Source organism: Nostoc sp. FACHB-133, from assembly GCF_014698055.1.
Classification (GTDB): Bacteria; Cyanobacteriota; Cyanobacteriia; order Cyanobacteriales; family Nostocaceae; genus Nostoc.
In genome coordinates this window covers 43720-65063 of the sequence record NZ_JACJSH010000018.1, presented here as the reverse complement: position 1 = coordinate 65063, position 21344 = coordinate 43720, and the positions used below count along the sequence as shown (strand labels likewise).

General features: G+C 43.0%; 18 protein-coding genes and 25 tRNA genes. 36 read left to right on the top strand and 7 right to left on the bottom strand.

All coding sequences use genetic code 11. The features are described from left to right. Positions 1–17 precede the first annotated feature (17 nt). The 6 genes from H6G86_RS16375 (at position 18) to petJ (ending at position 4008) form a co-directional block, all read left to right on the top strand. Complete coding sequence (locus tag H6G86_RS16375; RefSeq protein WP_190935190.1) at positions 18–926, top strand: carbohydrate ABC transporter permease; 909 nt, start codon at positions 18–20, stop codon at positions 924–926. Further along, positions 923–1750 (top strand): carbohydrate ABC transporter permease, encoded by an 828-nt coding sequence (locus H6G86_RS16370; protein WP_190935189.1) that lies wholly within the window; start codon positions 923–925, stop codon positions 1748–1750. Before H6G86_RS16375 ends, H6G86_RS16370 begins: the two co-directional genes overlap by 4 nt. Positions 1751–1891: 141 nt before the next feature. Next, positions 1892–2107: a hypothetical protein gene (locus H6G86_RS16365; protein ID WP_012409317.1), complete on the top strand. Its 216-nt coding sequence runs from the start codon at positions 1892–1894 to the stop codon at positions 2105–2107. A 133-nt stretch (positions 2108–2240) separates the two neighbouring features. After that, positions 2241–2732 (top strand): photosystem II cytochrome c-550, encoded by a 492-nt coding sequence (gene psbV, locus H6G86_RS16360; RefSeq protein WP_114083743.1) that lies wholly within the window; start codon positions 2241–2243, stop codon positions 2730–2732. Positions 2733–2997: 265 nt separating this feature from the next. Further along, on the top strand, positions 2998–3417 hold the full coding sequence (gene petE / locus H6G86_RS16355; protein ID WP_190935188.1) for a plastocyanin: 420 nt from the start codon (positions 2998–3000) through the stop codon (positions 3415–3417). Between the two features lie 246 nt (positions 3418–3663). After that, positions 3664–4008 carry a cytochrome c6 PetJ gene (gene petJ / locus H6G86_RS16350; protein ID WP_179074842.1) on the top strand — a complete coding sequence of 115 codons (345 nt, stop codon included), beginning with the start codon at positions 3664–3666 and terminating at the stop codon, positions 4006–4008. Positions 4009–4232: 224 nt separating this feature from the next. On the opposite strand, the gene H6G86_RS16345 is transcribed toward petJ, so the two are convergent. Then, a complete protein-coding gene (locus H6G86_RS16345; protein WP_190935187.1) occupies positions 4233–5744 on the bottom strand; it encodes a hypothetical protein in 1512 nt (503 codons plus the stop codon). A 619-nt stretch (positions 5745–6363) separates the two neighbouring features. On the opposite strand from H6G86_RS16345, the gene H6G86_RS16340 reads away from it, so the two are divergent. Next, on the top strand, positions 6364–7062 hold the full coding sequence (locus tag H6G86_RS16340) for an esterase/lipase family protein (protein ID WP_190935186.1): 699 nt from the start codon (positions 6364–6366) through the stop codon (positions 7060–7062). Between the two features lie 219 nt (positions 7063–7281). Then, entirely contained in the window at positions 7282–7941 is a 660-nt protein-coding gene (locus tag H6G86_RS16335; RefSeq protein ID WP_190935185.1) for a cytochrome b N-terminal domain-containing protein, read from the top strand. Positions 7942–8139: 198 nt separating this feature from the next. Here H6G86_RS16335 and H6G86_RS16330 read toward each other — a convergent pair whose 3' ends face one another. After that, on the bottom strand, positions 8140–10050 hold the full coding sequence (locus tag H6G86_RS16330; RefSeq protein ID WP_190935184.1) for a cation:proton antiporter: 1911 nt from the start codon (positions 10048–10050) through the stop codon (positions 8140–8142). A gap of 327 nt (positions 10051–10377) precedes the next feature. On the opposite strand from H6G86_RS16330, the gene H6G86_RS16325 reads away from it, so the two are divergent. Then, positions 10378–10450, top strand: a tRNA-Glu gene (locus tag H6G86_RS16325). Positions 10451–10532: 82 nt separating this feature from the next. Here the strand turns inward: H6G86_RS16325 and H6G86_RS16320 are convergent. The 3 genes from H6G86_RS16320 to H6G86_RS16310 all read right to left on the bottom strand — a co-directional run bounded on the left by H6G86_RS16320 (position 10533) and on the right by H6G86_RS16310 (position 14395). Then, positions 10533–11141 (bottom strand): SRPBCC family protein, encoded by a 609-nt coding sequence (locus H6G86_RS16320; RefSeq protein ID WP_190935183.1) that lies wholly within the window; start codon positions 11139–11141, stop codon positions 10533–10535. 8 nt (positions 11142–11149) lie between these two features. Further along, positions 11150–13171 (bottom strand): GAF domain-containing sensor histidine kinase, encoded by a 2022-nt coding sequence (locus H6G86_RS16315; protein ID WP_190935182.1) that lies wholly within the window; start codon positions 13169–13171, stop codon positions 11150–11152. An 888-nt stretch (positions 13172–14059) separates the two neighbouring features. Continuing rightward, positions 14060–14395: a ribbon-helix-helix domain-containing protein gene (locus H6G86_RS16310; RefSeq protein WP_012409307.1), complete on the bottom strand. Its 336-nt coding sequence runs from the start codon at positions 14393–14395 to the stop codon at positions 14060–14062. Positions 14396–14466: 71 nt separating this feature from the next. Between H6G86_RS16310 and H6G86_RS16305 the strand changes: the two genes are divergently transcribed. The 3 genes from H6G86_RS16305 (at position 14467) to H6G86_RS16295 (ending at position 15765) form a co-directional block, all read left to right on the top strand. Next, a complete protein-coding gene (locus H6G86_RS16305; RefSeq protein ID WP_012409306.1) occupies positions 14467–14718 on the top strand; it encodes a hypothetical protein in 252 nt (83 codons plus the stop codon). Positions 14719–14852: 134 nt separating this feature from the next. Next, positions 14853–15359, top strand: coding sequence for an HNH endonuclease (locus tag H6G86_RS16300; RefSeq protein WP_190935254.1), 507 nt, complete (start codon positions 14853–14855; stop codon positions 15357–15359). Between the two features lie 16 nt (positions 15360–15375). Beyond that, positions 15376–15765 carry an alr0857 family protein gene (locus H6G86_RS16295; protein ID WP_190935181.1) on the top strand — a complete coding sequence of 130 codons (390 nt, stop codon included), beginning with the start codon at positions 15376–15378 and terminating at the stop codon, positions 15763–15765. A 31-nt stretch (positions 15766–15796) separates the two neighbouring features. On the opposite strand, the gene H6G86_RS16290 is transcribed toward H6G86_RS16295, so the two are convergent. Continuing rightward, positions 15797–16666: a polysaccharide deacetylase family protein gene (locus tag H6G86_RS16290; RefSeq protein WP_190935253.1), complete on the bottom strand. Its 870-nt coding sequence runs from the start codon at positions 16664–16666 to the stop codon at positions 15797–15799. Positions 16667–17153: 487 nt separating this feature from the next. On the opposite strand from H6G86_RS16290, the gene H6G86_RS16285 reads away from it, so the two are divergent. From H6G86_RS16285 to H6G86_RS16170, 24 genes are all read left to right on the top strand, one after another. Next, positions 17154–17246, top strand: a tRNA-Asp gene (locus H6G86_RS16285). Positions 17247–17250: 4 nt separating this feature from the next. After that, a tRNA-Glu gene (locus tag H6G86_RS16280) sits at positions 17251–17327 on the top strand. 3 nt (positions 17328–17330) lie between these two features. After that, positions 17331–17403 (top strand) — tRNA-Cys (locus tag H6G86_RS16275). A 10-nt stretch (positions 17404–17413) separates the two neighbouring features. Continuing rightward, positions 17414–17489, top strand: a tRNA-Met gene (locus tag H6G86_RS16270). A gap of 3 nt (positions 17490–17492) precedes the next feature. Further along, positions 17493–17564, top strand: a tRNA-Trp gene (locus H6G86_RS16265). 181 nt (positions 17565–17745) lie between these two features. Next, positions 17746–17817 (top strand) — tRNA-Glu (locus H6G86_RS16260). Between the two features lie 7 nt (positions 17818–17824). Beyond that, positions 17825–17907: transfer RNA gene (locus H6G86_RS16255), tRNA-Tyr, on the top strand. Positions 17908–17911: 4 nt separating this feature from the next. Next, positions 17912–18001 (top strand) — tRNA-Ser (locus H6G86_RS16250). A gap of 4 nt (positions 18002–18005) precedes the next feature. After that, positions 18006–18080 (top strand) — tRNA-Arg (locus H6G86_RS16245). Positions 18081–18105: 25 nt separating this feature from the next. Continuing rightward, a tRNA-Phe gene (locus tag H6G86_RS16240) sits at positions 18106–18180 on the top strand. Positions 18181–18186: 6 nt separating this feature from the next. Beyond that, positions 18187–18261, top strand: a tRNA-Asn gene (locus tag H6G86_RS16235). 150 nt (positions 18262–18411) lie between these two features. Then, positions 18412–18484 (top strand) — tRNA-Gln (locus tag H6G86_RS16230). Between the two features lie 3 nt (positions 18485–18487). Continuing rightward, positions 18488–18563, top strand: a tRNA-Gln gene (locus H6G86_RS16225). A gap of 6 nt (positions 18564–18569) precedes the next feature. Then, positions 18570–18647, top strand: a tRNA-Leu gene (locus tag H6G86_RS16220). Between the two features lies 1 nt (position 18648). After that, a tRNA-Pro gene (locus H6G86_RS16215) sits at positions 18649–18721 on the top strand. Positions 18722–18724: 3 nt separating this feature from the next. Continuing rightward, positions 18725–18798 (top strand) — tRNA-Leu (locus H6G86_RS16210). 11 nt (positions 18799–18809) lie between these two features. Next, positions 18810–18881, top strand: a tRNA-Met gene (locus H6G86_RS16205). Between the two features lie 11 nt (positions 18882–18892). Then, positions 18893–18965, top strand: a tRNA-Thr gene (locus H6G86_RS16200). Positions 18966–18969: 4 nt separating this feature from the next. After that, a tRNA-Gly gene (locus tag H6G86_RS16195) sits at positions 18970–19041 on the top strand. A gap of 87 nt (positions 19042–19128) precedes the next feature. Beyond that, positions 19129–19202 (top strand) — tRNA-Arg (locus tag H6G86_RS16190). A 5-nt stretch (positions 19203–19207) separates the two neighbouring features. Further along, a tRNA-Ala gene (locus H6G86_RS16185) sits at positions 19208–19284 on the top strand. Positions 19285–19289: 5 nt separating this feature from the next. Further along, positions 19290–19363 (top strand) — tRNA-Ala (locus H6G86_RS16180). A gap of 5 nt (positions 19364–19368) precedes the next feature. Continuing rightward, positions 19369–19444, top strand: a tRNA-His gene (locus H6G86_RS16175). Between the two features lie 259 nt (positions 19445–19703). After that, positions 19704–19774, top strand: a tRNA-Lys gene (locus H6G86_RS16170). 126 nt (positions 19775–19900) lie between these two features. Here the strand turns inward: H6G86_RS16170 and H6G86_RS16165 are convergent. Further along, positions 19901–20989, bottom strand: coding sequence for a glycoside hydrolase family 3 N-terminal domain-containing protein (locus H6G86_RS16165; RefSeq protein ID WP_190935180.1), 1089 nt, complete (start codon positions 20987–20989; stop codon positions 19901–19903). Between the last annotated feature and the right edge of the window lie 355 nt (positions 20990–21344).

Here is a 21344-nt window from a genome sequence, read left to right as displayed (position 1 = left end):
TAAACGGAGGTTCTGTAGTGTTTGCAATCAACAGGCGGCGGAGTAACCCCAGGCGGAATATCACAGAAGACTTGGCTGGGTATATGTTCATGATGCCCACCATTCTAGTTTTGGGGACTTTTGTAGTCTTACCCATTCTCTACGCCGTTTTTCTTTCCTTGCAAAAAGTCCAACTTCTCGGCGGTATTGAGTACGAGTTCATCGGTTTTCGGAACTTCACACGATTAGCTGAAGATGAAAGGGTTTGGATTGCTTTAAGAAACACATCACAATACGTAGCTATTGTTGTGCCCACTCAAACAGTCTTAGCTTTAATTCTGGCGGTAACTCTGAATTCTGGGATTCGCGGTAAAAACTGGTGGCGCATCCTCTACTTTTTGCCCACAGTCACCTCTTCAGCAGTGCTGACGCTGATCTTTATGTGGATTTATAACACTGATGGGTTACTAAACGATTTTCTCGCTTTTGTAGGGCTACCTACTTATAACTGGTTGGGCGATCCAGCTGTTGCGCTCAAAGGCATTATGATCATGAACATTTGGTCAACTGCGCCGTTTTTCATGGTGATTTATCTGGCCGCCTTGCAAGATATACCCCAAACACTTTATGAGGCGGCGGAACTCGATGGCGCAAATGGATGGCAGCAATTTATCCACGTTACCCTTCCCTTGCTTAAGCCTGTAACCTTCTTTGTGGTAGCAGTGGGGGTGATTGGGACTTTTCAACTTTTTGACCAGTCTTACATCTTTTCTGGGGGTACTGGCGGCCCAAATAACGCTACCTTAACTGTGGTGCTGCTAATTTACCAAGCTGTATTTCGGAATTTACAAATGGGATATGCAGCTGCGATCGCATTTTTGTTAGCAGCTGCGATCGTTGCCATCACTTTGATTCAACGGCGACTTTTTGGAGGCGAACGGATTTGACTAAAATCTCTGGCTTAAAAGTCTTGCTATACGTCTTGCTGACCCTCTATGCGATCGTTACCCTAATACCCTTTCTCTGGGCGCTTTCAGCATCATTTAAGCCGCTAACAGAGATTGTGGGTGGTGAACCCAACTTTCTCCCCAAGAATTTTACTCTTGACAACTACAAGCAAATCTTTCTCCAAGAACCGCTATTTTGGCGCTGGTTGTTCAACAGTGTGGTAATTGCCGTCAGCGTTACCCTTTTAAACTTATTGTTAAATTCAATGGCTGGTTATGCCTTGGCAAGACTGCGTTTTGTGGGTAAGCGCTTTTGGTTCTTTCTCATCTTGGCTGTGCTGGCAGTACCAGCGCAAATCACCCTAATTCCGACATTTTTGATTTTGAAAGCGATCGGCTGGTTGAATTCTTACCAAGGCATGATTGTGCCTAGCATGGTGAATGCCACTTTTATCTTTATGATGCGGCAATTTTTTGTTAATTTTCCTAAAGAACTAGAAGAAGCGGCTCAACTCGATGGCTTAAATACCTTTGGAATTTTCCGACATATTGTCTTACCTCTAGCAAAACCAGCACTAGCAGCACAGGCAGTTTTTGTATTCATGGGAAGTTGGAATAATTTTTTACTGCCGATAGTTATCCTATTTGACCCAGAAATGTTTACCCTCCCTTTGGGGCTGAATACCTTCAAAGGCCAATACATTAGCTATTGGAACTACATTATGGCAGCTTCTATGGTTTTTACCCTCCCAGCTTTAGGTATTTACGCCTTTTTTAATCGTTACTTTATTCAAAGCGTTACCTTCACTGGGGGAAAAGGTTAATAGCCATGCCCAATGCCCCATTCCCAATTCCCAATTCCCAATTCCCTATTCCCCAAACAGTATTTTGGGCAACAAATTGCACTCCTAACGTGATATTGGTATTACAGCGACTCAATCTCTATCTATCAGTTAACAAGCATTATGGGTTTTGCAGACCTATCGATCGCAGAGATAGCAGCCGACTACAGTATACCTGTAGAAAAAGTGTTTTCTCTGTGCAACCAACTGGGAATCGCCTACAAACACCAAAAGACCCGTTTGGCGTTAGAAGATGCAAAGGCAATTATTTCCCAAATATCGTTTGAAACACACCCAAAAGGTACTAGCGACTTGGTGGGTGATGACGAGGACACCTAACGGGTGGATCTTGGGCTTTAGCTAATCATTGATAGCTAATGACAAAAAACAATGAGTCATTAGCAATTAGCAGCTTGGAGATTGAGAACCGCTTTCTTAGCTGTGTTGAGCGTCAAAATTTTTAAGGGGAAACATGTTTAGAAGACTAATTGGCGTTGTTGTGGCCACTGTTTTACTCTCGTTTCAGTTGCTTGTCGGTAGCGCGACAGCAGTGGAACTAGACAAAGCTACCCGAACAGTGCCATTAAATGCTCAGGGTGAGACCACCGTACTTAGCCTGAAACAAGTAAAAGAAGGCAAACGCTTATTTAATTACGCTTGTGCCCAATGTCATGCTGGGGGAGTTACCAAAACAAATCAGAACGTTGGACTTACTCCAGACGATCTGGCGCTGGCAACACCCAACCGTAATAACATTGAAGGCTTGGTGGATTACCTGAAAAATCCCACTACTTACGACGGGGAAGAAGAGATTTCCGAAATCCACCCCAGTATCAAGAGTGCAGATATTTTCACAGCAATGCGAAATCTGACAGATGAGGACTTGGAAGCGATCGCTGGTCATATTCTCATACAACCTAAAATCGTTGGCACTAAGTGGGGAGGCGGAAAAATCTATTACTAAATCCTGGAACTGAGTCATTGGGAATAGGGCATCGGGTATCGGGAAGAGGACTTGGGGACAAGGAGAATTGGGGACAAGGGGAAAGACTTGTTTCAATTTCTTACCTCTTGTCCCCATTCCCTATTCCCCATTCCCCATTCCCTTTTTGCAATAAATTTCTCCCTATTTATTAAAAAAAAATTGTATCTATGACAATCTGTCATATTTGGTGTTGATTTTATTTAAAATGAGAAAGGAAAAAAAATTGTTTGTTTAGGAGAGAGCCATGAAATTGATTTCAGCAAGCTTGCGACGCTTTAGTTTAGCTGTGTTGACAATCCTTTTAGTTGTTAGCAGCTTTGCTGTTTTTACTCCCAGCGCTTCGGCTGAAACCTACCAGGTGAAATTAGGTACTGATAAAGGACTGCTAGCATTTGAACCCAAAAAGTTGACAATTAAACCAGGTGACACAATTGAATGGATAAACAATAAAGTTCCTCCCCACAACGTTGTGTTTGATGCAGCCAAAAACCCTGCTAAAGATGCCGCTTTAGCAAAATCTCTGTCTCATAAGAATTTGCTGATGAGTGCTGGTAAAACAGAAAAAACTACCTTCCCCGCAGACGCACCTGCTGGTGACTACACCTTCTATTGTGAACCTCACCGTGGTGCTGGCATGGTTGGTAAAATAACTGTCCAAGGCTAGAAACGTCCTCATTGCCACAAGATGATTTCTCTTGTGTGAAATTACCTCATAGCAACATGCCACGCTCCTAGAGTGACGCACACAATGGATAAATGGCGGTAACGAATCTTATCGTCCCCTAAAACGCTAAACAATCTGTAGCGATTGAGGGATGAATTCGTTACCGCCAATTTTGATCAAATTTGACTTAATCAGGGATTAATCACGTTTATACTCTTGCTGGAGGCTTGTTGCGAGGAAATTCTCTTGAGAATACTTTTATTAATCTTAATGATAGCGATCGCTCTATTCAAATTGACATTCATTAGTCCAGCACTAGCTGCCGAAACATCCAACGGTGCTAAAATTTTCGAGGCTAACTGCGCTTCTTGCCATATAGGTGGCGGTAATATCCTTATTAGCCAGAAAACCTTGAAAAAAGAAGCATTGTCAAAATACCTAGAAAATTATGATAGCGACTCAATCGAGGCGATTATCCACCAAGTCCAAAATGGTAAAAATGCCATGCCTGCCTTTAAAGGAAAGTTAAGTGCTGAAGAGATCCTAGAGGTAGCTGCTTACGTTTTTCAGAATGCAGAACAAGGCTGGTAAGCTAGCTCTCAATTTTATGGAATCTAGATTACTCTTAGGGGCATAGCAATACTCATACCTGTCAACTTAGAGCCAAAGTGAATAAAACTCACAGCTACACAAACTTAGCTACAAGAAGCAGACTAAAGAAAATTTGAAACCCACGGAGGTGGGTTTTATTTGTATAGATGCGGTTTATAACCGCCCTTTTACCTAGTTTTTAATCCCAAATCACCAGCAAGTGATTATTTTTCTGGATTATACTTGTCTCTGTTTTCCTTGACTTCACGCAACCGTTCTACTAGTTTTTTATCGGATTCAGTAGAGGGTGTAGCCTGAATCTTATTGACTCTCGGTAGCACTAAGGGTTTCGAAGTATTAGCTGCCGATGAAGGTGTGAGGTTATTTCTGATTTGCAATCCAGATAATGGTTTGGGGGTAGCTGCGGGTGTTAACACAGGCTGATTGCCATTTACTCCCGGTGCAGCTAATGGTTTAAGAATACCTGTTGATGAAGGCGATATCTGGTTATTTCTGATTCGCAGATCGGGAAATGGTTTAGAAGTAGCTGCTGGTAAAGGGGTAAGCTGATTGTTATTGATTCCCGGTGTAGATAATGGAGTAGTCCCAGTGCTGTTGCTAGTGCTGTTTTGGAAATCTAGGTTAAAGGGATAGGAACTGATCCGTTTATCTCCCTTGGGGGATTGCTTGTTGAAGTATTCCCTAGCTTTTAATTGCAATTCCGGGGAAACTAGCTTGTCTTGAAACTTGATATCTAGAACCTTACCATCAGGATCTACCACTAATACACCCAAAACAGAGCCTTGAAGATTTGGCTTATCTGTGGGTAATGTTTGGCGAATGACTGGTTTTTGTTCTGCGTTGGGGTATTGTTGCTGAACTTCTTTTCTCAGGTTTGCGTAGGAATCTAGCTGTGCGATCGCCAACTCAGTCCCTTTTCGAGATAAATCAGGCGCTTGTGATGTGGTTCCCCTAATTAGGGTTAAGCTATCCCCAGCCCTTGGAGCTTGTTTTAAAGAATTTATCAGCTGGTTTTGAGCCATAGGCTTAGACGCGTTATTAACCGGCTGCGTTATTTGCGGAGCAATATTTCCTTGTACTGGTGTAATAGGGTTAGTGTTAGAGAGATTCTGAGATTGAGCATTTTGCAGAATATCATTAGGTATTTGCTGCGACTGCAATATCGGCAACCTATTTACATCTAACGGCTTAGATGCCTCGTATTTGGTATCACTGACATTTACACGAGGAACTGATGGAGTAAATTTGGGGCTGCTATTGAATTTAGAGTTGTCAAATTTAGAAGCATCAAATCGCAAATTATCACTAGGAATCATCCGCAAAGACTGTCTTGTAGGCAATGAGGAGACTCGATAGTTATTCGATGATGGGGGTAGGGGAGGCAGTACTAGCTGGCTGCCGGATGGCGGTGCTGCCAATGGGGGCAATCCAGCTTGGGTGCTAAAGTTGGACGCAGAAAGTGGCGCTATTGGAGGAAGTTGTTGTAAACCAATTTTGGGGGTGCTTTCTGGCAAACGACTTTGATCCGCTTGGCTCAATTCCAAAAGCCCGACGCTTTTTGATGATGCTGTATCTTTGGGTTTGGTAGAATCCATAGGCATCAATGGCACAATCATAGCGATCGCACCGTGAATACCAAGAGAAGCTATAGCTGCTATCCCAATTGGCTGGCTTAACAGTTCTGGTATATTTTTAAACAAGGAGACGTAAGACATAGTTGTTATCGTTCACTCGGCTCAGTTGCAGTTGACTAACGATTTTCTCTTCCCGACTATATTGCAAAATATTGCAATATATGCATCCCTCTAAGGAAATAATAATTTCCTCTCATGGCAATGAAAACGCCAAAATTGCCATTTATTCAGGTTTGTAATTGTTTAATAAGGCTGGTTCATATCTTCAAATTTGAGCTTGCTAAAGAGATATTTGAAAAATTACTACTTTTGATTTGTTATTTTTATGACGCACACAATTAAAATTAATATCTGGGATATTTATTAAAGTTTAAGTCAAGATACAAGTCTGAGTACATCAAAACATCTGCTGAAGTCGCCTTGTTTTTTTACGCTTTTCCAGTCAACTAGGCTTCTGTAACAGATGGCACATTTGCTTGTCCGAGACTAGTGCCTATGTGAGAATACTACCACATCAGCAGCCCCGAAAACTGTTGTAAATTGTACAATTTTATTGACATTCTAGTCCTAAACCCCACCAAAGCTATTTGGGTTTTTATAAAAGGAGTTCAGCTGTGCGATCGCAATTATAGCTTTTGATTTTTGACTACTTCTTTGTAAAAAAGTTTCAAACCTTCAATCATTGCCTCAAAAATTTAAAATGCCGTTACCGACAGTTATTGTACCGGGATATCTAGAAAGCGCGATCGCTTACCGCCAACTAGAACAATCCTTACAACAGTTAGATTTTCCCACGGTTACAGTACCACTGCGACGGCGCGACTGGCTAACAACTATTGGCGGAAGACCTGTAATACCGATTCTACAAAAACTCGACCTGACAATCAAGCATACATTGCAGCAATATAATGCTACCCAAGTTAACTTAATTGGTCACTCAGCCGGAGGTTGGATATCCCGCATCTACATGGGAGAAAAGCCTTATATGGTAGGCAGTAACGCTAAACCCTCGCTTTGGAAAGCGCATCCTTTGGTTGCAACTCTCATCACCTTGGGTACACCCCATATTAGCCAAGAACGCTGGACACGCTCAAATCTAGATTTTGTCACCAATAACTACCCAGGAGCTTTTTATAAAAACGTTCGTTACGTTTGTGTGGCTGGTAAAACTATCTTTGGCCAAAAGCGGCGTGGTAGCTGGTTAGCTTACAGTAGTTACCAATTAACCTGTGGTAAAGGCAACACTTGGGGAGACGGCATCACACCAATTGAAGCTGCTCACCTGGAAGGCGCAGAAAATCTGGTAATTGAAGGTGTGAGACATTCTCCGAGAAGTCCTGGAATTTGGTATGGCTCACCAGAACCCCTAAAAGCTTGGGTGCAATATTTGAGTCATTAGGTATTGGGAATTGGGAATTGGGAATTGGGAATTGGGCATTGGTTTATCCCTTCACACTCCTTACTCAGCACTCAGCATTCATGAAAGGTATTGAGCTGGTTAGCTTATCGGAAATATTAAAAAAATTTATTTTTCTTTGATAAGTGCAACATATATTAATATTTCGTAGTTAAAATTAGAAAAGAATAAATACCTACTTAAGAACAGGAGGGGTGAGCTATGCAAAGCACCCAGTTCGATAGGATTATGCGACGAATAGCAACGATATTGTCAGTCGTGATTCTGACTTTGTGCTTAATTTATGTTTCTACGGGAGTTTTGCTGTCTTTTTACTATGAACCGACAGCAGGCGGTGCTTATAACTCCTTAAAGATGATTAATACACAAGTGCCATATGGGTGGTTGTTTTGGAGAGCGCATAACATTGCTGGTAACGCAGTAATTGCGATCGCTCTGATTCAAATTGTGGTGATGTTTTTAGGTCGCCAATTCCGCAAGAGTTGGCTGACTGCTTGGATTAGCGGGATTTTGTTAACCTTAAGTGCGATCGGGCTGGACTGGACAGCGATGATCCTAGATTGGACTCAGGAAGGATACTGGCGTTTTAACATTGAATTGGGAACCATCGAAGCCATTCCTTTTATTGGTGGACAACTGCGCGAAATCCTAACTGGGGGTGGAGCGATTAATACAGTTACTGTCGAACACCTTTACACAATACATAGTTATCTCATTTCGGTGGCGACGCTAATTCTTGCGATCGTGCATTTATCTGCTTTACTGTGGCAGGAATGGCAAATGTATCAAGAAGCGCCAAGACCAGAAATTGGTAATTTGCAACAACCACCAGAAGGCGAATTTATTCCTTCCCAAAGTTAAGGCAGGGGAGCAGGGGGCAGGGAGCAGGGGGGAGAAGCCCCTAAATTTATTTATGGGCTTGATCTTGGACGCATTATTTCTTATGCCATGCATCTTGAAATAAATATTTAACATTAAGCATAAATAGATTTATTTCCTTTGAAACCCTCTATTGCCGGGAAATTACAGCATCTTCTCCCCTGCTCCCTGCTCCCTGCCTCATCCCCCAGGAGCCTCACTAGCGGACAATTGGACGAGGGATAGGTCTTCAACCTCCGCTAACTTTTCTAGAGAGAGGGGAGTGGATTGGGTAGCACCAGATAAACGTTTTAAAAGGCTAGGTCTGGGGTCATGTAATAGGTAAATAATGCGATCGCCAATTTCCCAATCTTGGTTAACTGGCATTACCTGTAATCGTTCTTCTCGTTCTACCAATAACGGTATCAACACCCCAGTCCGAATTTTTTCTTGGATGCGATCGCACTGAGTGGAAAATTCCAGCTCATTTAGCGTAGTTGTCCCCAGTTTGACTCGCCCATCATTTAAATATTCATTCCAAGTTTTAATCGCTAAGTCTGGGATAAAAGCTTGATTAACTTTATTACTAACCGAAATACTCGCTTGCGGATCGCGGGGGAAAACAGCTAACACGCGTGGCGGCTTAAATTCCTCGGCTGCTCGTTGAGCCAAAACAAAATTCACCTCGCCATTACTTGTCATCGCCAAAAAAGTCCCCATCGAGGCAAGTCCTGCCTCTTCTAAAACAGCAGCATCCAACCCACTGCTAGCAATCACTCGCAGATTTTGCGCCTCAGCTTGAACAAGACATTCGGGGTCAGTATCAATCATGACCACATTTTCTCCCCGTTCTTGAAAGAATCGGGCAATCAAAAGACTCAATGGGTTACAACCCACAATCACTACCCCGGTTACGTCCTTGGAGGTGATTTGCAACCATTTGGCAACCCAGCCAGCTGTTAGCCCTTGGCAGACAACAGTCATGATAATTGTCAGGAAAACTAAAGCTTTAATGGAATCACCGCCGTTAATGCCACGCTGGGTAAGGGAGATTGCAAAAAAAGAAGCTACAGAAGCCGCAACAATTCCTCTAGGAGCAACCCAGCTTAAAAATAGTTTCTGTCGCCAATTTAAGTCACTGTTCCAGGTACACAACAGGATATTAATCGGGCGAACGACAAACATTAATACCAAAACAGTGAATAAACTACCCCAGCCCAAAGCAAATACACTGGCAATGGATAGATCGGCAGCTAATAAGATAAATAGCACCGAGACGCTGAGAATTGTTAGCTGACCCTTAAAGCTGCGTAACAGACGTTCTTCCGGGACTGAGGAGTTAGCAAAGACTGCTCCTGCAACTACTGTCGTCATAACTCCCGATTCACTGCGGATCATTTGTGATAAGGCAAACAGACCCCAAAGTATCGCCAACACTACTAAGTTTTTTAGCTCGAATGACAGAAAACTGGCGCGTTTGAAAATCAAGCTCATCAGATAACCGCCAGCACCACCAATTGCCGCACCAACGCCCAGGCGTATTAATAAACCGACGATCGCATTAATTGGATCGGCATCGCCGTTCAAAATAGTATCGAGGACAACGAAGGCGAGAATCGCTCCTACAGGGTCAATTAAAACCCCTTCACCCTCCAAAAGCGTTGCAACTTGCCGATCTACATTGATTTGTTTAAGCAAAGGGCCAACAACGGTTGGGCCTGTCACCACAATGATGGAAGCATAGAGAAAAGCTATATTCCAAGGAAATTCACCCAGCCAGTGAGCAGCCATACTGCCACCAAGTAGTGTGATTAGCGTTCCGAGAGTGACGAGCAATTGTAAGCTGACTGAAACCCTGCCTAACTCTCGCAGATCCAAATTAAGTCCGCCTTCAAACAAAATTATTGCAGTTGCTAGAGCGACAATAACTTCCACTCCAGTGCCTAGCAAATGGGGATGCAATAGCCCTATGCCATCAGAGCCGAACAATATGCCTAACAGCAATAACAAGACGATGCTGGGTATGCGAAAGTATGCAGCCAGCACTTGAGCGCTAATGCCTGCAAAAACAGCGATCGCCATCTGTAGGGTAATTTCAAAAGATGCTTCCATGTTGTAGATTTTGAGCGATTTATTTCAAAATCTTTGGTAAAAAATCATAGATATTAACTCTACAGGGTACAACATCATACCCTTTTGTCCTTGGCAGAATTTACCGTTTTTTCTATCTGAGCTTCTCTCGAAGTTACCAGCACCAGACGTTGATGCACCCTGCGGCTTCCCATAAGAGCTTCTACGAAATTCTTTTTGCTTCTCCATCTCTTTGTATCCTTTTCAAGCTTTAGCCACCACCCAGTTTAGCTGCCAAAAACTTTTTTTCGCAAAAGCTGTTGACAATAGCTAGAAAATTAGTTAATTTATAAAAGGTCTGAGTCCGATGCCCCCATCGTCTAGAGGCCTAGGACACCTCCCTTTCACGGAGGTAACGGGGATTCGAATTCCCCTGGGGGTACTTGAAAAAATAGAAGCGTGTCTGTTCTACAAGTTGATAAATTAAAACGCTCGTTCAGGATTATTTCAGAACGAGCGTTTAATTATACATACGGTTGTTTGCTGGCTAACTCTTCTACACGTTGGTGAATAGCAACAAGATTCAACCGTAGGTCTTTACTCAGGCGGTTTTCAATGATTCTTACTGGCATAGTGAGTTTAGGCCAAACTTGAATTGTGTAGCAAAGATTTGTTCCTACATACTCACCAAGGGAACAAGGCTCTAAACACCAGCTACCAGAAAAACCTTTAAAATCTCCCTCTACCATCCGAAAATTAATTTCTTTGGGGAAGCATTCTTCCAAATCCAGAACCACCCGCGCCGAAAAGTTGAAATTTAGTAAGCGCTGGGAGCCTACTTGCTCCAGTCTAATTCCACCGTTGGGATGCTCGATTAGACGACTCTTAGCGAGGTTGGGGAGAAAGTCAGGTAAGGCTTCATAATCTGTCAGAACCTTCCAAATTTTTTCCACTGGTTGGGGGATTTGGACTTTGGCGCTGATTTGTCGCTGTCGCTCTGCTATTTTCTGAATTTGAACTTCTACCTTAGCTGCCAAAGCGACTAGATCAGCACTCAAATCTCCTTCAAGATTGATGTCATCACTAGGAGACTGGAAATCAAGGTTCTCTGTTGGGTTCTGTTCTTTAGTCACATTAAGAATTATGGTTTGCTTTCGTCAGAAAATTGGGGCAGACTCAGGGTGAAGCAAATTTCGCTCTGTTCAGAATCTGAGATTGGGAGACTTTCAACTGCGATCACTCCATTCAAATGCTGCACTAAAGACTTGACTAGAGCCAGTCCCAAGCCAGTCCCTGGAGTCCAGCGCCCTTTTCCACGACGGAACTTGTCAAAGATGTAGGTTGCTTCTTCTTGGGAGATGGCATGTCCTGTATTCGTCACCTTTATGATAACTTGATCGATTTGTTGATCGACTCGGTGAACAGCTTCTAAATGGACGGTGGTATCATGCTGCGAGTATTTACAGGCATTAGTTAACAACTCTTGCAGGATGCGGTCAAAACTCTCCAGTTCCGTTTGCAGTTTTAGCGATTCCTCTGGTAAATCTACAGAAATCTTTAATCCTTTCTCTGCGAGTTTCTTCTCAAAAGCTACTGTTATATCCTGAATTCTAGTATTTAAATCTATAGATTCTAATTGTGGGGCTTCGTGAGGCGACTCTAGTTTCTGGAGTGTCAACAAGTCATTAATCAAGTTAATTTCCTTTGTGCATTCCTGCTCTAGGATATCCATGTATCTAATTTGACGCTCTGGTGCAATTCCTGGCAAACGTAAGTTCCGAATTGACATCAGCATATTTGTCAAAGGATAGCGCAAGCGATCGCTCATGTTGCTCAAAAATTCATCTTTGAGTTCATTGAGTTTCCGCAGTTGCTCAACATATTGCCGGGTTCTTTCATGCAACTTTGCCTGGAGTTCCAGACTACTCTGGAGTTTCGCTGTCCGCTCATCTACCAAAGTTTGTACTTGACGCAATGTCTGTGACTGAATTATGGCGTTGCTTACTTGAGCGCAAACCATTTCCACAAGATTTAATTCGGCTGCTTGCCAACTGCGAGTAGTAGCTTGCTGTAGCACCAAAAATCCTAAGATTTTACCTTGACTTTCTAATGGCACTAATAAGACGGCAGGCAATTGCTCGATTGCAAATAATGGAGCAGCTACCGAAGTATCATTTTGCTCTGTATAGTTATCGAAGATTACTGCTTTTCCAGAATCTATAAAGGGACGCTGGCACAAACTACATTCCGAAAGCAAAAAAGACTGCTGTTCTAAGGTTTCTGGTTTAGTAATGCGGGAAATTTGTGTTGTCTTAGCCCATTCACCAACCACTCTAGCTTTCGCTTTCGGAATTTGTTTTTTAGCTTGAGTCCTAAATAATGGATCAGTATATTTTAGTAGTATAAGTAAACCTCGATCTGCCTGTAGAGATTCGGCAGTAGAGGCGATAACTAACTGGAGCATTTGATTAAGCTCCAAGTTACTGCGACTCAATAATGTTAATTGCTTGATCAAGCTTTGATACTGATCGCCTTTTTGCAGATACTGTTGTTGATGAGTAATTAGTTTAGCTTGCGCCACTTGCGAAAAAGCGATCGCACAAGCAGACTCTACTTCTTTGAGCAGCTGTTTTTCTGATTCACTCCAATCATAAGGTTGGAATTTAATCAGATTAATCACCCCATTATTATTTGCACCAAACCTGGTGGGAATTGCCAAAACAGCTTTTATGGGTAGGGGTAAATACTGACAGCCAATTACCAGACTCTTCTGAATGATGGAAATATCTTCAATAGTCAATGGTTCAGCAGCACATTGCAGCACTGGCGAGTGCATAAGCAATTGTTCCATTGAAAACATCTCTTCTGGATGTGGCAACCCCAAATATTGATCGGCACACCAATTCATAGTAGTTGCTTCGTCAGATGTTTCACCCGTTACTGAAACTAAGCAGCAACAATCTACTTCAAAAGCAGTTCCGAGTAATTGGGCAATATCTTGCAACATCAAAGCCGTAGCTGAGGTATTGGCAATGATTTGGTTAATCTTTTGTACCAACTGGTGGGCAGTTTCTTCCTGATGCTGCATCAGCTTGACTTTGTAAGTTTGTAGTCGATCTATGTCATCTACGTACTCTGTCGGCGACCATAAAGGCTTTTTCATTCTTGGCACGCCCTCGGATAATAAATCCATTGTTTTTGCACCCAACCCATTGGCATATTTTTCACCGTTAGTTGTGTTGCGACACCTTGATAATTGACAAATCTTATATGAATACTTTCTCTCACCTGTTATAGCCCTTTTCTATGGCAGATGGCCAAGTTGCTGCTATATAAAGCAAATTGCTACATAGGTAGTGAGATACTTAGGATATTCTAAAATGACCCAGCCTGATTATTTTTAGCTGTTTTATCTTCTTTATATTGAGATAATTAACTAACTTTGATTTAGAATATCCTGTCTGTAAGTATACATAAACCGTAAATTCTCTGGAATCTCAAGAAAATCCCCCAGTCATGACCGTAAAAACACTGGATTGATTTTAAGATTTTTGTAAAATTTTGTTTTTATTTTAGTCCTTTAAGCAGCTATCCTTTGCTCTGTGTTGCTTTCAATCAAATATAACTAAGCCAGAGCGTCAAACCAATTTTGGATTTGGGATTTTGGATTGAAAGAGACTACTCTCTTAGCTCAGAGCGGGGTATGAACCAAAAAATCTAAAATATAAAATTCGTATTCCCTCAGAATTTACTTTTATTAAGCTACAAATCTTAACAATAAATCTTACTTGTTCGAGAAAATAAAGCTAAATTCTGAATGCAGCCCAATTATTCAGTAATAAGACTTACGTACTGAAAAGCTAAAACCTCGTTTGCGTAGCCCCACTACCGCTTAATAAACGCCAATTGCTCAACTTGGGTATCCCTAAGTTGAGCAATTGGTTTCCCTTAAACAGGGGGTATCTTAAAAGCCCCCTTTTTAAGGGGGTTGGAGGATCTCTTGTACATCAGCCCTAAATAAAATAACTAGGCTGCATTGCCTGAATTAAGACTATCCAGCCAAACTCTCGACACTTAGAGGAACCATATCACCATTTCTCGTCAGTCCTAACAGCATTGGTTCTTGGGGTTGAATTAGTTGACCTGTTAGTACACAACGTTCTTCTTGCTGGGCTGTGGCTGCTATGCTAGCTCGAATGTCCGCTCGGGAAAATCGAGGCTTCCATTCACCTGATTTTTGTTGGACATAATTCCAAAGAATATCTCGAATCAGAGCTTGATATCCCTGATTTCCAGCTATTTCTTTGAGCTTATCTTTGAGTTCTCGCTCTAGGCGGATGCTGGTAACTTCCATATCGGTGGTTGGGGTGCGGGCGATCGTATGCATCACTATTTCTCCTTGAAACTATAGACAGGATAGTAATACAAGTGTAGTATGTTTAAAGGAATGTTCAATAGGTGAAATTTTCTGTGAAATCCATTTTCCCCATCTCTACTTCAATTTTGTGCGCTACCAATTGCCGAGCCAGTTGGGAATCAGCTGCTATGGAAGTGGAGTATTTATTTATGGGCGATGGTAGCCGAAATTATGGGCAAATCACAGAGGGTAATTATGATTTTAGACATCTCAGCATAAGTGGGTTGATTGCGAAACCACAACTAGATGAAGAAAGCGGGGGGTACAGGCAAAGGAATGCTGTACCAATATGAGACCAGAAAGTTTTCCGGTCAATTATAACCTCCGCTTCACCCAAACAGGAAGCGGGGGTTTTTTTATAAGGAGTGAAGCTGTGACGATATCTTCTGGTGCGTCCGCTACGCGAACAATGCGCGGCGCGAACGCAATGCAAGTGTTAGAGCAATCTGTGGTGGTGTTTTCTCAAAATTACTTGCCACTGTGTCGGATCAATATCAAGCGGGCGATTGTGCTGTTAGTAACCAACAAAGCTCAACCGTTAGGTTTTACCACAGAAGGCGGATGGCGAGTTCACTCACCCAACTTGGTAATTGATGTGCCAAAACATATTCGCTTAACAATCACTTCTAATGAGCGGATGTGGAAAGTTCCGCCAGTGAATCGGCGGGAAGTGTTGCGGCGAGATCATCACAGTTGCCAATATTGCGGTAGCGGTAAGCATTTAACACTAGATCATGTGATGCCGCGCTCAAGAGGCGGTTCTCACACTTGGGATAACGTAGTCACAGCTTGTGAGAGATGCAACTCCCGTAAAGGCGATCGCACCCTGTTTGAATCTGGTATGCAATTACGTACCAAACCAAAAGCGCCAATTCACCCCGCGATTTCTTTTGCCGAACAGTTTTGGATAGATATGCAAGCAAGCCTGGAATAGCAGGAGAGCATAAGGAATGCTGAAATTAACTTACACTGAAAGCAGTTTTGATTTGGAATGTCTCACTCTGTCGCTAGAAGAATGGGTAGCGCAGCGAGTGGTTTTGGCCCTGCGAGTTGGGCAAAGTTTGTGCATTGAACCCAGTACTGCTTCCTTTTTGCTGCCTGTTGATTTGCCAGGAGTAGAAGTGCTTAAGGCTGAGGTAAAAAGGGATGACAGAGAAATCATTGCCCTCTGTGCCTCTGATACCCAATATATGGAAGTCACTCTGCAAGGTTCTTGGCTATCAGATAGTTCTAAGGATGCTGTAGGTGTGTTTTTCACCACTATGAGCGATCGCGCTGAGTTCTTTTTGCACAAACTTTGGCAAGAAGCTCAAGCTTGTGCTTCTGTCATGAGTGAATAAACGAAATAGTAGGGTGAGAAATTCTCACCCTTTATTGCGCCATTTGCAGCAATTCGGGAATTGTCACAAATCGGTAGCCTTGCTGTTTGAGTCCACTGATAATTTGTGGCAAAGCTTCTACAGTTCTTCGGCGATCGCCACCACCGTCGTGCATCAAAACAATAGAACCTGGTTTCGCGCCTTTCAAGACGTTATTTACAAATGCTTGCGGTTTGGCGTGAGGATCGGTATCAGCTGAAGTTAACGACCACATAATGACAGCATTTTTTTGGCTTTTCGCATAAGCAGCTAGTCCGTTGTTTAAAAAGCCTCCAGGAGGACGAAACAAAGCAGTTTTCACTCCTGTAGTTTTGTATATCAGGTCAGATGTGCGATCAATTTCACTCTTAGCTGTGGCTTCATCCATTCGCCGATACCAATGATGCCAAGTATGGTTGCCAATGGCGTGTCCCTCGGCTACCTCTTGTTTTGCTAGGTCAGGGTTGGCTTGTAAGGCTTGTCCTACCCAAAAGAATGTTGCTTTAACATCATTTTGCTTGAGGATATCTAGCATCTCTAGGGTTGTCTTTGGCCAAGGCCCATCATCAATGCTCAGAGCAATAACCTTTTCGTTGCTGCTGAGTTGAACCTTATAAACTGTTTTTCCTTGAAATTTAGCTGGGACTGTAAATGTAGGGTTTTCTACTTTAGCTGATGGCGGTATTTGGACATTAATTAGGCCCTTTGCTCGATCTTGAACTTGTGCAGTATGGCTTTTGCTCACTGGCTGGTTTAACCCCAATTGTGGGGAAGTGCCTGGAGCAATACTACAAGCTGTAATACTAGAGGCGATCGCGATAAAACTAATTATTTTTTGTCGCTTGAGGTAGTTGTCTGTCACGTCAGGCTTTTCAAAACTCACCCAATCATAAGCTGTAGTTTGACTTTTCAGAGGGTTTAACAAGTTCAAATCTAAGTGCAGAAGCTTTTCTAGACAATTTCAAAAAAACTTTCTAAAATCCCTTGACACCTCTTGTAGTATTTTGTAGCATATTTGTAGTAAAGCAAAAGACAAGCTTCCCAAGAGTCAAAGTTACCTTCTACATACAACTAAAGGAAAGCGTTGAAACAAACCAGAATCCTTAGTCAACAAAGCTGCTTTTACTTGCAAACCATCGACAGTAGAGGCAATAAACGAAAAAAGTTCTAATTTTGCACTCATCAAAACCACTGAATAAATCCGTAATACACAACAGGCTTGCTACCTAGAGTTTTGGTTGTTTTCCTAACAGTTTCTAACAGTTAAAAATAAATTTTCTGAACCTTGAAAACTAAATAAGAAATGGGCAAGTTCACCAACAAAATTTGTGCCTAAAAACCTCAAAGTTTAGGCACAGATTTCAAAAAATCGGGGTGTAGCTCAATTGGCTAGAGCGTTCCGTTGTCTGCGGAAATGTTGCGGGTACCCTGCGGGAAGCAATCTACAAATCCCGTCACCCTGGTTGTAGTCCTGTAGGCGAATAGTTTAAGCCGTCAGTTTCTCAAACTGAAGATTGCGAGTGCGAATCTCGCCGGGACTCCCAAATGGCTGAGTAGCCAAGTGGTCGAAGGCGTTGGTCTGCAAAACCGATATCGTGAGTTCAAATCTCACCTCAGCCTCTGGTGGGGTCGCAGCGTAGCTTAATCAGCAAAGCCCCAGGTTCATACCCTGGTATATGCGGGTGCAAATCCCGCCGCTGCCACCAAATGCAGGGATGGTGTAACGGTAACACCTCGTGACTCCAAATCCGATGTTCTAGGTTCAAATCCTAGTCCCTGTGCAATACTGCTCGGTTAAGGATTTTTAACTTGGAATTGGGTTTTGGGAAAAGGTTAAAGGGTAAAGGTTAAAAGTTTTTTCTTTCCCCTTTCCCCTTCCCCTTTTCCCCAAAACCCGACAAGTATTGAGTCCCTGTGTCAAATCAATTCGCAATTAAACTGCAAATTGTTTGGTTAATCATGCCCCTGTGGACGAACGGTTAAGTCGCTGTTCTTTCAAAGCAGAGATTGCGGGTTCAAATCCCGTCAGGGGAATCATTATGGGTCGATGGCCGAGTCTGGTTAAAGGCGACAGTCTGTAAAACTGTTCTTTTTTGCACGCAGGTTCAAATCCTGCTCGACCCACTATGGAGAGGTGGCTGAGTGGCTAAAAGCGTCCTCCTGCTAAGAGGAAACGGGTAGCTAATATCCGTCGCAGGTTCAAATCCTGTTCTCTCCGTTTTGAGAGTGTGGTGTAACTGGATAACATCTCAGTCTACGAAACTGAAGATTTGAGGGTTCGATTCCCTCCGCTCTCGCTCGTTACATAATCTCTTCTTCTATCCTCCGGTAGCTCAGTTGGTAGTTAGCGCCTGTTTGAAAAACAGGAGGTCGTCGGTTCGATTCCGACCTGGGGGGCTTCGTTGCCTCATAGCTCAATGGTAGAGCAAGCGGCTGTTAACCGCGCGGTTGTAGGTTCGAGTCCTACTGAGGCAGCCATTTATAATTCGTAATTACTAATTCGTAATTCGTAATTAAATAGGGGTTGATACCCACGTTTTTATAAAGGGCTTTTATATTAGCCGGGATTTAAATCCTCGTCACAAAACATAATTACGAATTACGAATTACGAACTACGAATTGTTTAATGCCGGGTGGACGAATTGGTAAGTCGCATCGCTCTGAACGATGAGGTTGCAGGTTCAAGCCCTGCCCTGGCAATAAAGCCCTGTGGTGTAATTGGCAACATAGCGCCCTTTGAAGGCGAAGATTCCAGGTTCGAGTCCTGGCGGGGCTGCCAAACTCTGCTCCTGTAGCCCAATTGGAAGAGGTGGCAGACTTAAAATCTGTTTGGTTGTGGGTTCGACTCCCACCAGGAGTACCAACGGGATGTAATTCAGTGGACAGAAGCCATGCTTTGGGAGCATGGAGTCGCAGGTTCAAATCCTGCCATCCCGATATGCCCCTGTGACGGAACTGGCATACGTGCTGGAATCAGAGTCCAGATTTTGCAGGTTCAAATCCAGTCATGGGTATTGGTGAATATGCGGGGATAGAGCAACGGTGGCTCGTCAGGCTCATAACCTGAACATCGGCAGGTTCAACTCCTGCCCCCGTTACCAAAACAGTGCTGGTGTAGCTCAATTGGCAGAGCAACTGACTTGTAATCAGTAGGTTGCAGGTTCAATTCCTGTTACCAGCTTGATGCGGGTGTGATGTAATCGGTAGCATCTGAGTACGCCATACTCAGTGCGTGGGTTCAACTCCCTCCACTCGCTTGCGTAGTCCTGTAGCTTCAACGGTAGAGCAAGTGCTTTACAAGCAAGAGGTTGCAGGTTCAAATCCTGCCAGAACTACCAAATCTTGGGAGTGTAGCTCAATGGAATAGAGCTTCGAGCTTCTACCTCGAAAGTTGTGGGTTCGAGTCCTACCACTCCCGCCTATGGGTCTGTAGCTTAATTGGTAAAGCATCTAACTGGCTGTTAGAAAAATGTCGGTTCAATTCCGACCAGTATCCACCAAATATGGGGTCATAGCTCAAATGGCTAGAGCGCCTGCCTTGCAAGCAGGAGGTTATGGGTTCAAGTCCCATTGATTCCACTAATGGTATCTGAAGCCAAAGTGGTCGAGGCGCTGGTTTGTGGAACCAGTTATAGCGGGTTCAAGTCCCGTCAGACACCCTTGAATGGAAGATGCTGCTGAATGGTCGGCAACCAAGCTTGAACCTTGGAGTACAGGCAACTGTAGGGGTACCCTACGGGAAGCAAGCTACGATTCCTCCATCTTCCTCTTTTTCCACCTGAAGCCGAAAAGCGAGGCACTGTGCTGATAACACAGAAATAGGAGGGGCAGTACCTCCCTGGTGGATTTATATCTAGTGTTGGTGTTACAAGATTTGCGATGTAATACGATCGCACCGACTCATTTCTTAAATTAACTAGGGTGGTTGGCATACCGGCTGTGCAGCGGGCTTTTAACCCGCAGAAATAGGTTCGACCCCTATACCACCCACTGAACAATTAAAATTTAAGTTGCGCTTCTAGCGCACCAAAGGTGCGACTCAAAATTCAAAATTAAGAAATGCAATCTTAGTTAGCTTTTGGCAATTGCTAATATGCAACTTGAATGCGCGTTGGGTTATGAATAGGAACTAGCGATCGCTAGTTGAGCATGTTGCAATAGTATATCTTGATCCAAAGTTTCTATGGGATATTGCGGTGTTACTGCCAGTAGTTTCTCAATTCTTTCTCTGGCTGCTTCCACTACTAATTTGTCTAAACTACCCTTGCTAAGAGAATCGACGAAATCTTCAGCAATCTGATAGGTTCTTTCAATAGATGAAGAGTTGATATTGCGCGAGACGATGAACAGGTCACAGCCTGCATGAAATGACCGCGCCACAGTACCAGCTTTCATAAACATATCTGAGATCGCTTTCATATCCAAGTCGTCAGATACAACCACTCCCTGAAAGCCAAGTTCTTCCCTAAGTATGGTTGTGAGGATAGGCTGGGATAGTGTTGCTGGTAAATCTGCATCTATCCTAGGAAATAAAATATGGGCAGTCATGATTAAAGGAATCTGTACTTCGATTAGGGCTTTGAAAGGTACGAGTTCTCGAAGTCGCAGGTCTTCTAAAGTTAAATCCAGTATTGGTAGCTCAATGTGAGAGTCTTTGCTAGTGTCTCCATGTCCGGGGAAGTGTTTGGCGCATCCCAAAATTCCTGATTCTTGAAGTCCAAGGTAGTAATCACAGGAATCTTTTGCGGCGATTTCGGGAGTGTTACCGAAGGCACGAGGCCCGATGACAGGGTTGTGGGGATGGGAAAAAACATCTGCTACAGGAGCCCAGGATAAATTTATTCCCAATGATTTTAGTTCTGTAGCTGTGGCTTTTGCTACTTCGCGGGCGTGCGATCGCAACAACAATGCATGAGGAAATCGCGTAATTGGCATTGGTGTGCGAATGACACGACCTCCTTCATGATCCAGAGTCATAAACATTGAATCACGTTCAGCATATTCTCGTATCTGGCTGTTTAAATCCTTGAAGCTTTCTAGCCAAACTTGATATGGAGCGCCATCTAAAAAGTTTTTAGCAAAAAATATCACCCCAATCGGCTTTAATTCACTGAGTACGCGTTTATCGTCATCGCTTAGTGTAGTGCCGGAAATACCTAAAATTAGGTGATTTCCAAACTGTTTTAGCTCCTGTGAACCACTCATAATCTTTTACCTAACTGAGGTGTTTAATAGCAATCTATAACCAGTACCCTAAATATTTTCTCAGATTTTAGATGCACGGATTCCCAAAGAAATCAACTACTTTTGAGATTACCTATTTCCTGTCAAAGGAATTACTTTTGTCTTGCTAAATTTTCTGCACCTAAATTTAGATAAAATACTTGCTAAAACCTATTACCAACAATGGTATTAGTAATTTTGTTGGGCAGTTGTGGGTAGGTAAAATTCCCTTTGATCAAAGTTTTTTGGGGAAGCGATCGCACAATAACCGCCAAATGTAACAGATTGCAACGTATAATGAGAACGATAAAACCGTTAAGAAATATTGAAGGGCATT

Coding starts and splice junctions, on each gene's coding strand:
- H6G86_RS16365 (WP_012409317.1), top strand. CDS start 1,892: ATGGGTTTTGCAGACCTATCGATCGCAGAGATAGCAGCCGACTACAGT.
- psbV (WP_114083743.1), top strand. CDS start 2,241: ATGTTTAGAAGACTAATTGGCGTTGTTGTGGCCACTGTTTTACTCTCG.
- petE (WP_190935188.1), top strand. CDS start 2,998: ATGAAATTGATTTCAGCAAGCTTGCGACGCTTTAGTTTAGCTGTGTTG.
- H6G86_RS16345 (WP_190935187.1), bottom strand. CDS start 5,744: ATGTCTTACGTCTCCTTGTTTAAAAATATACCAGAACTGTTAAGCCAG.
- H6G86_RS16340 (WP_190935186.1), top strand. CDS start 6,364: ATGCCGTTACCGACAGTTATTGTACCGGGATATCTAGAAAGCGCGATC.
- H6G86_RS16335 (WP_190935185.1), top strand. CDS start 7,282: ATGCAAAGCACCCAGTTCGATAGGATTATGCGACGAATAGCAACGATA.
- H6G86_RS16330 (WP_190935184.1), bottom strand. CDS start 10,050: ATGGAAGCATCTTTTGAAATTACCCTACAGATGGCGATCGCTGTTTTT.
- H6G86_RS16315 (WP_190935182.1), bottom strand. CDS start 13,171: ATGAAAAAGCCTTTATGGTCGCCGACAGAGTACGTAGATGACATAGAT.
- H6G86_RS16310 (WP_012409307.1), bottom strand. CDS start 14,395: ATGCATACGATCGCCCGCACCCCAACCACCGATATGGAAGTTACCAGC.
- H6G86_RS16300 (WP_190935254.1), top strand. CDS start 14,853: ATGCAAGTGTTAGAGCAATCTGTGGTGGTGTTTTCTCAAAATTACTTG.
- H6G86_RS16295 (WP_190935181.1), top strand. CDS start 15,376: ATGCTGAAATTAACTTACACTGAAAGCAGTTTTGATTTGGAATGTCTC.
- H6G86_RS16165 (WP_190935180.1), bottom strand. CDS start 20,989: ATGAGTGGTTCACAGGAGCTAAAACAGTTTGGAAATCACCTAATTTTA.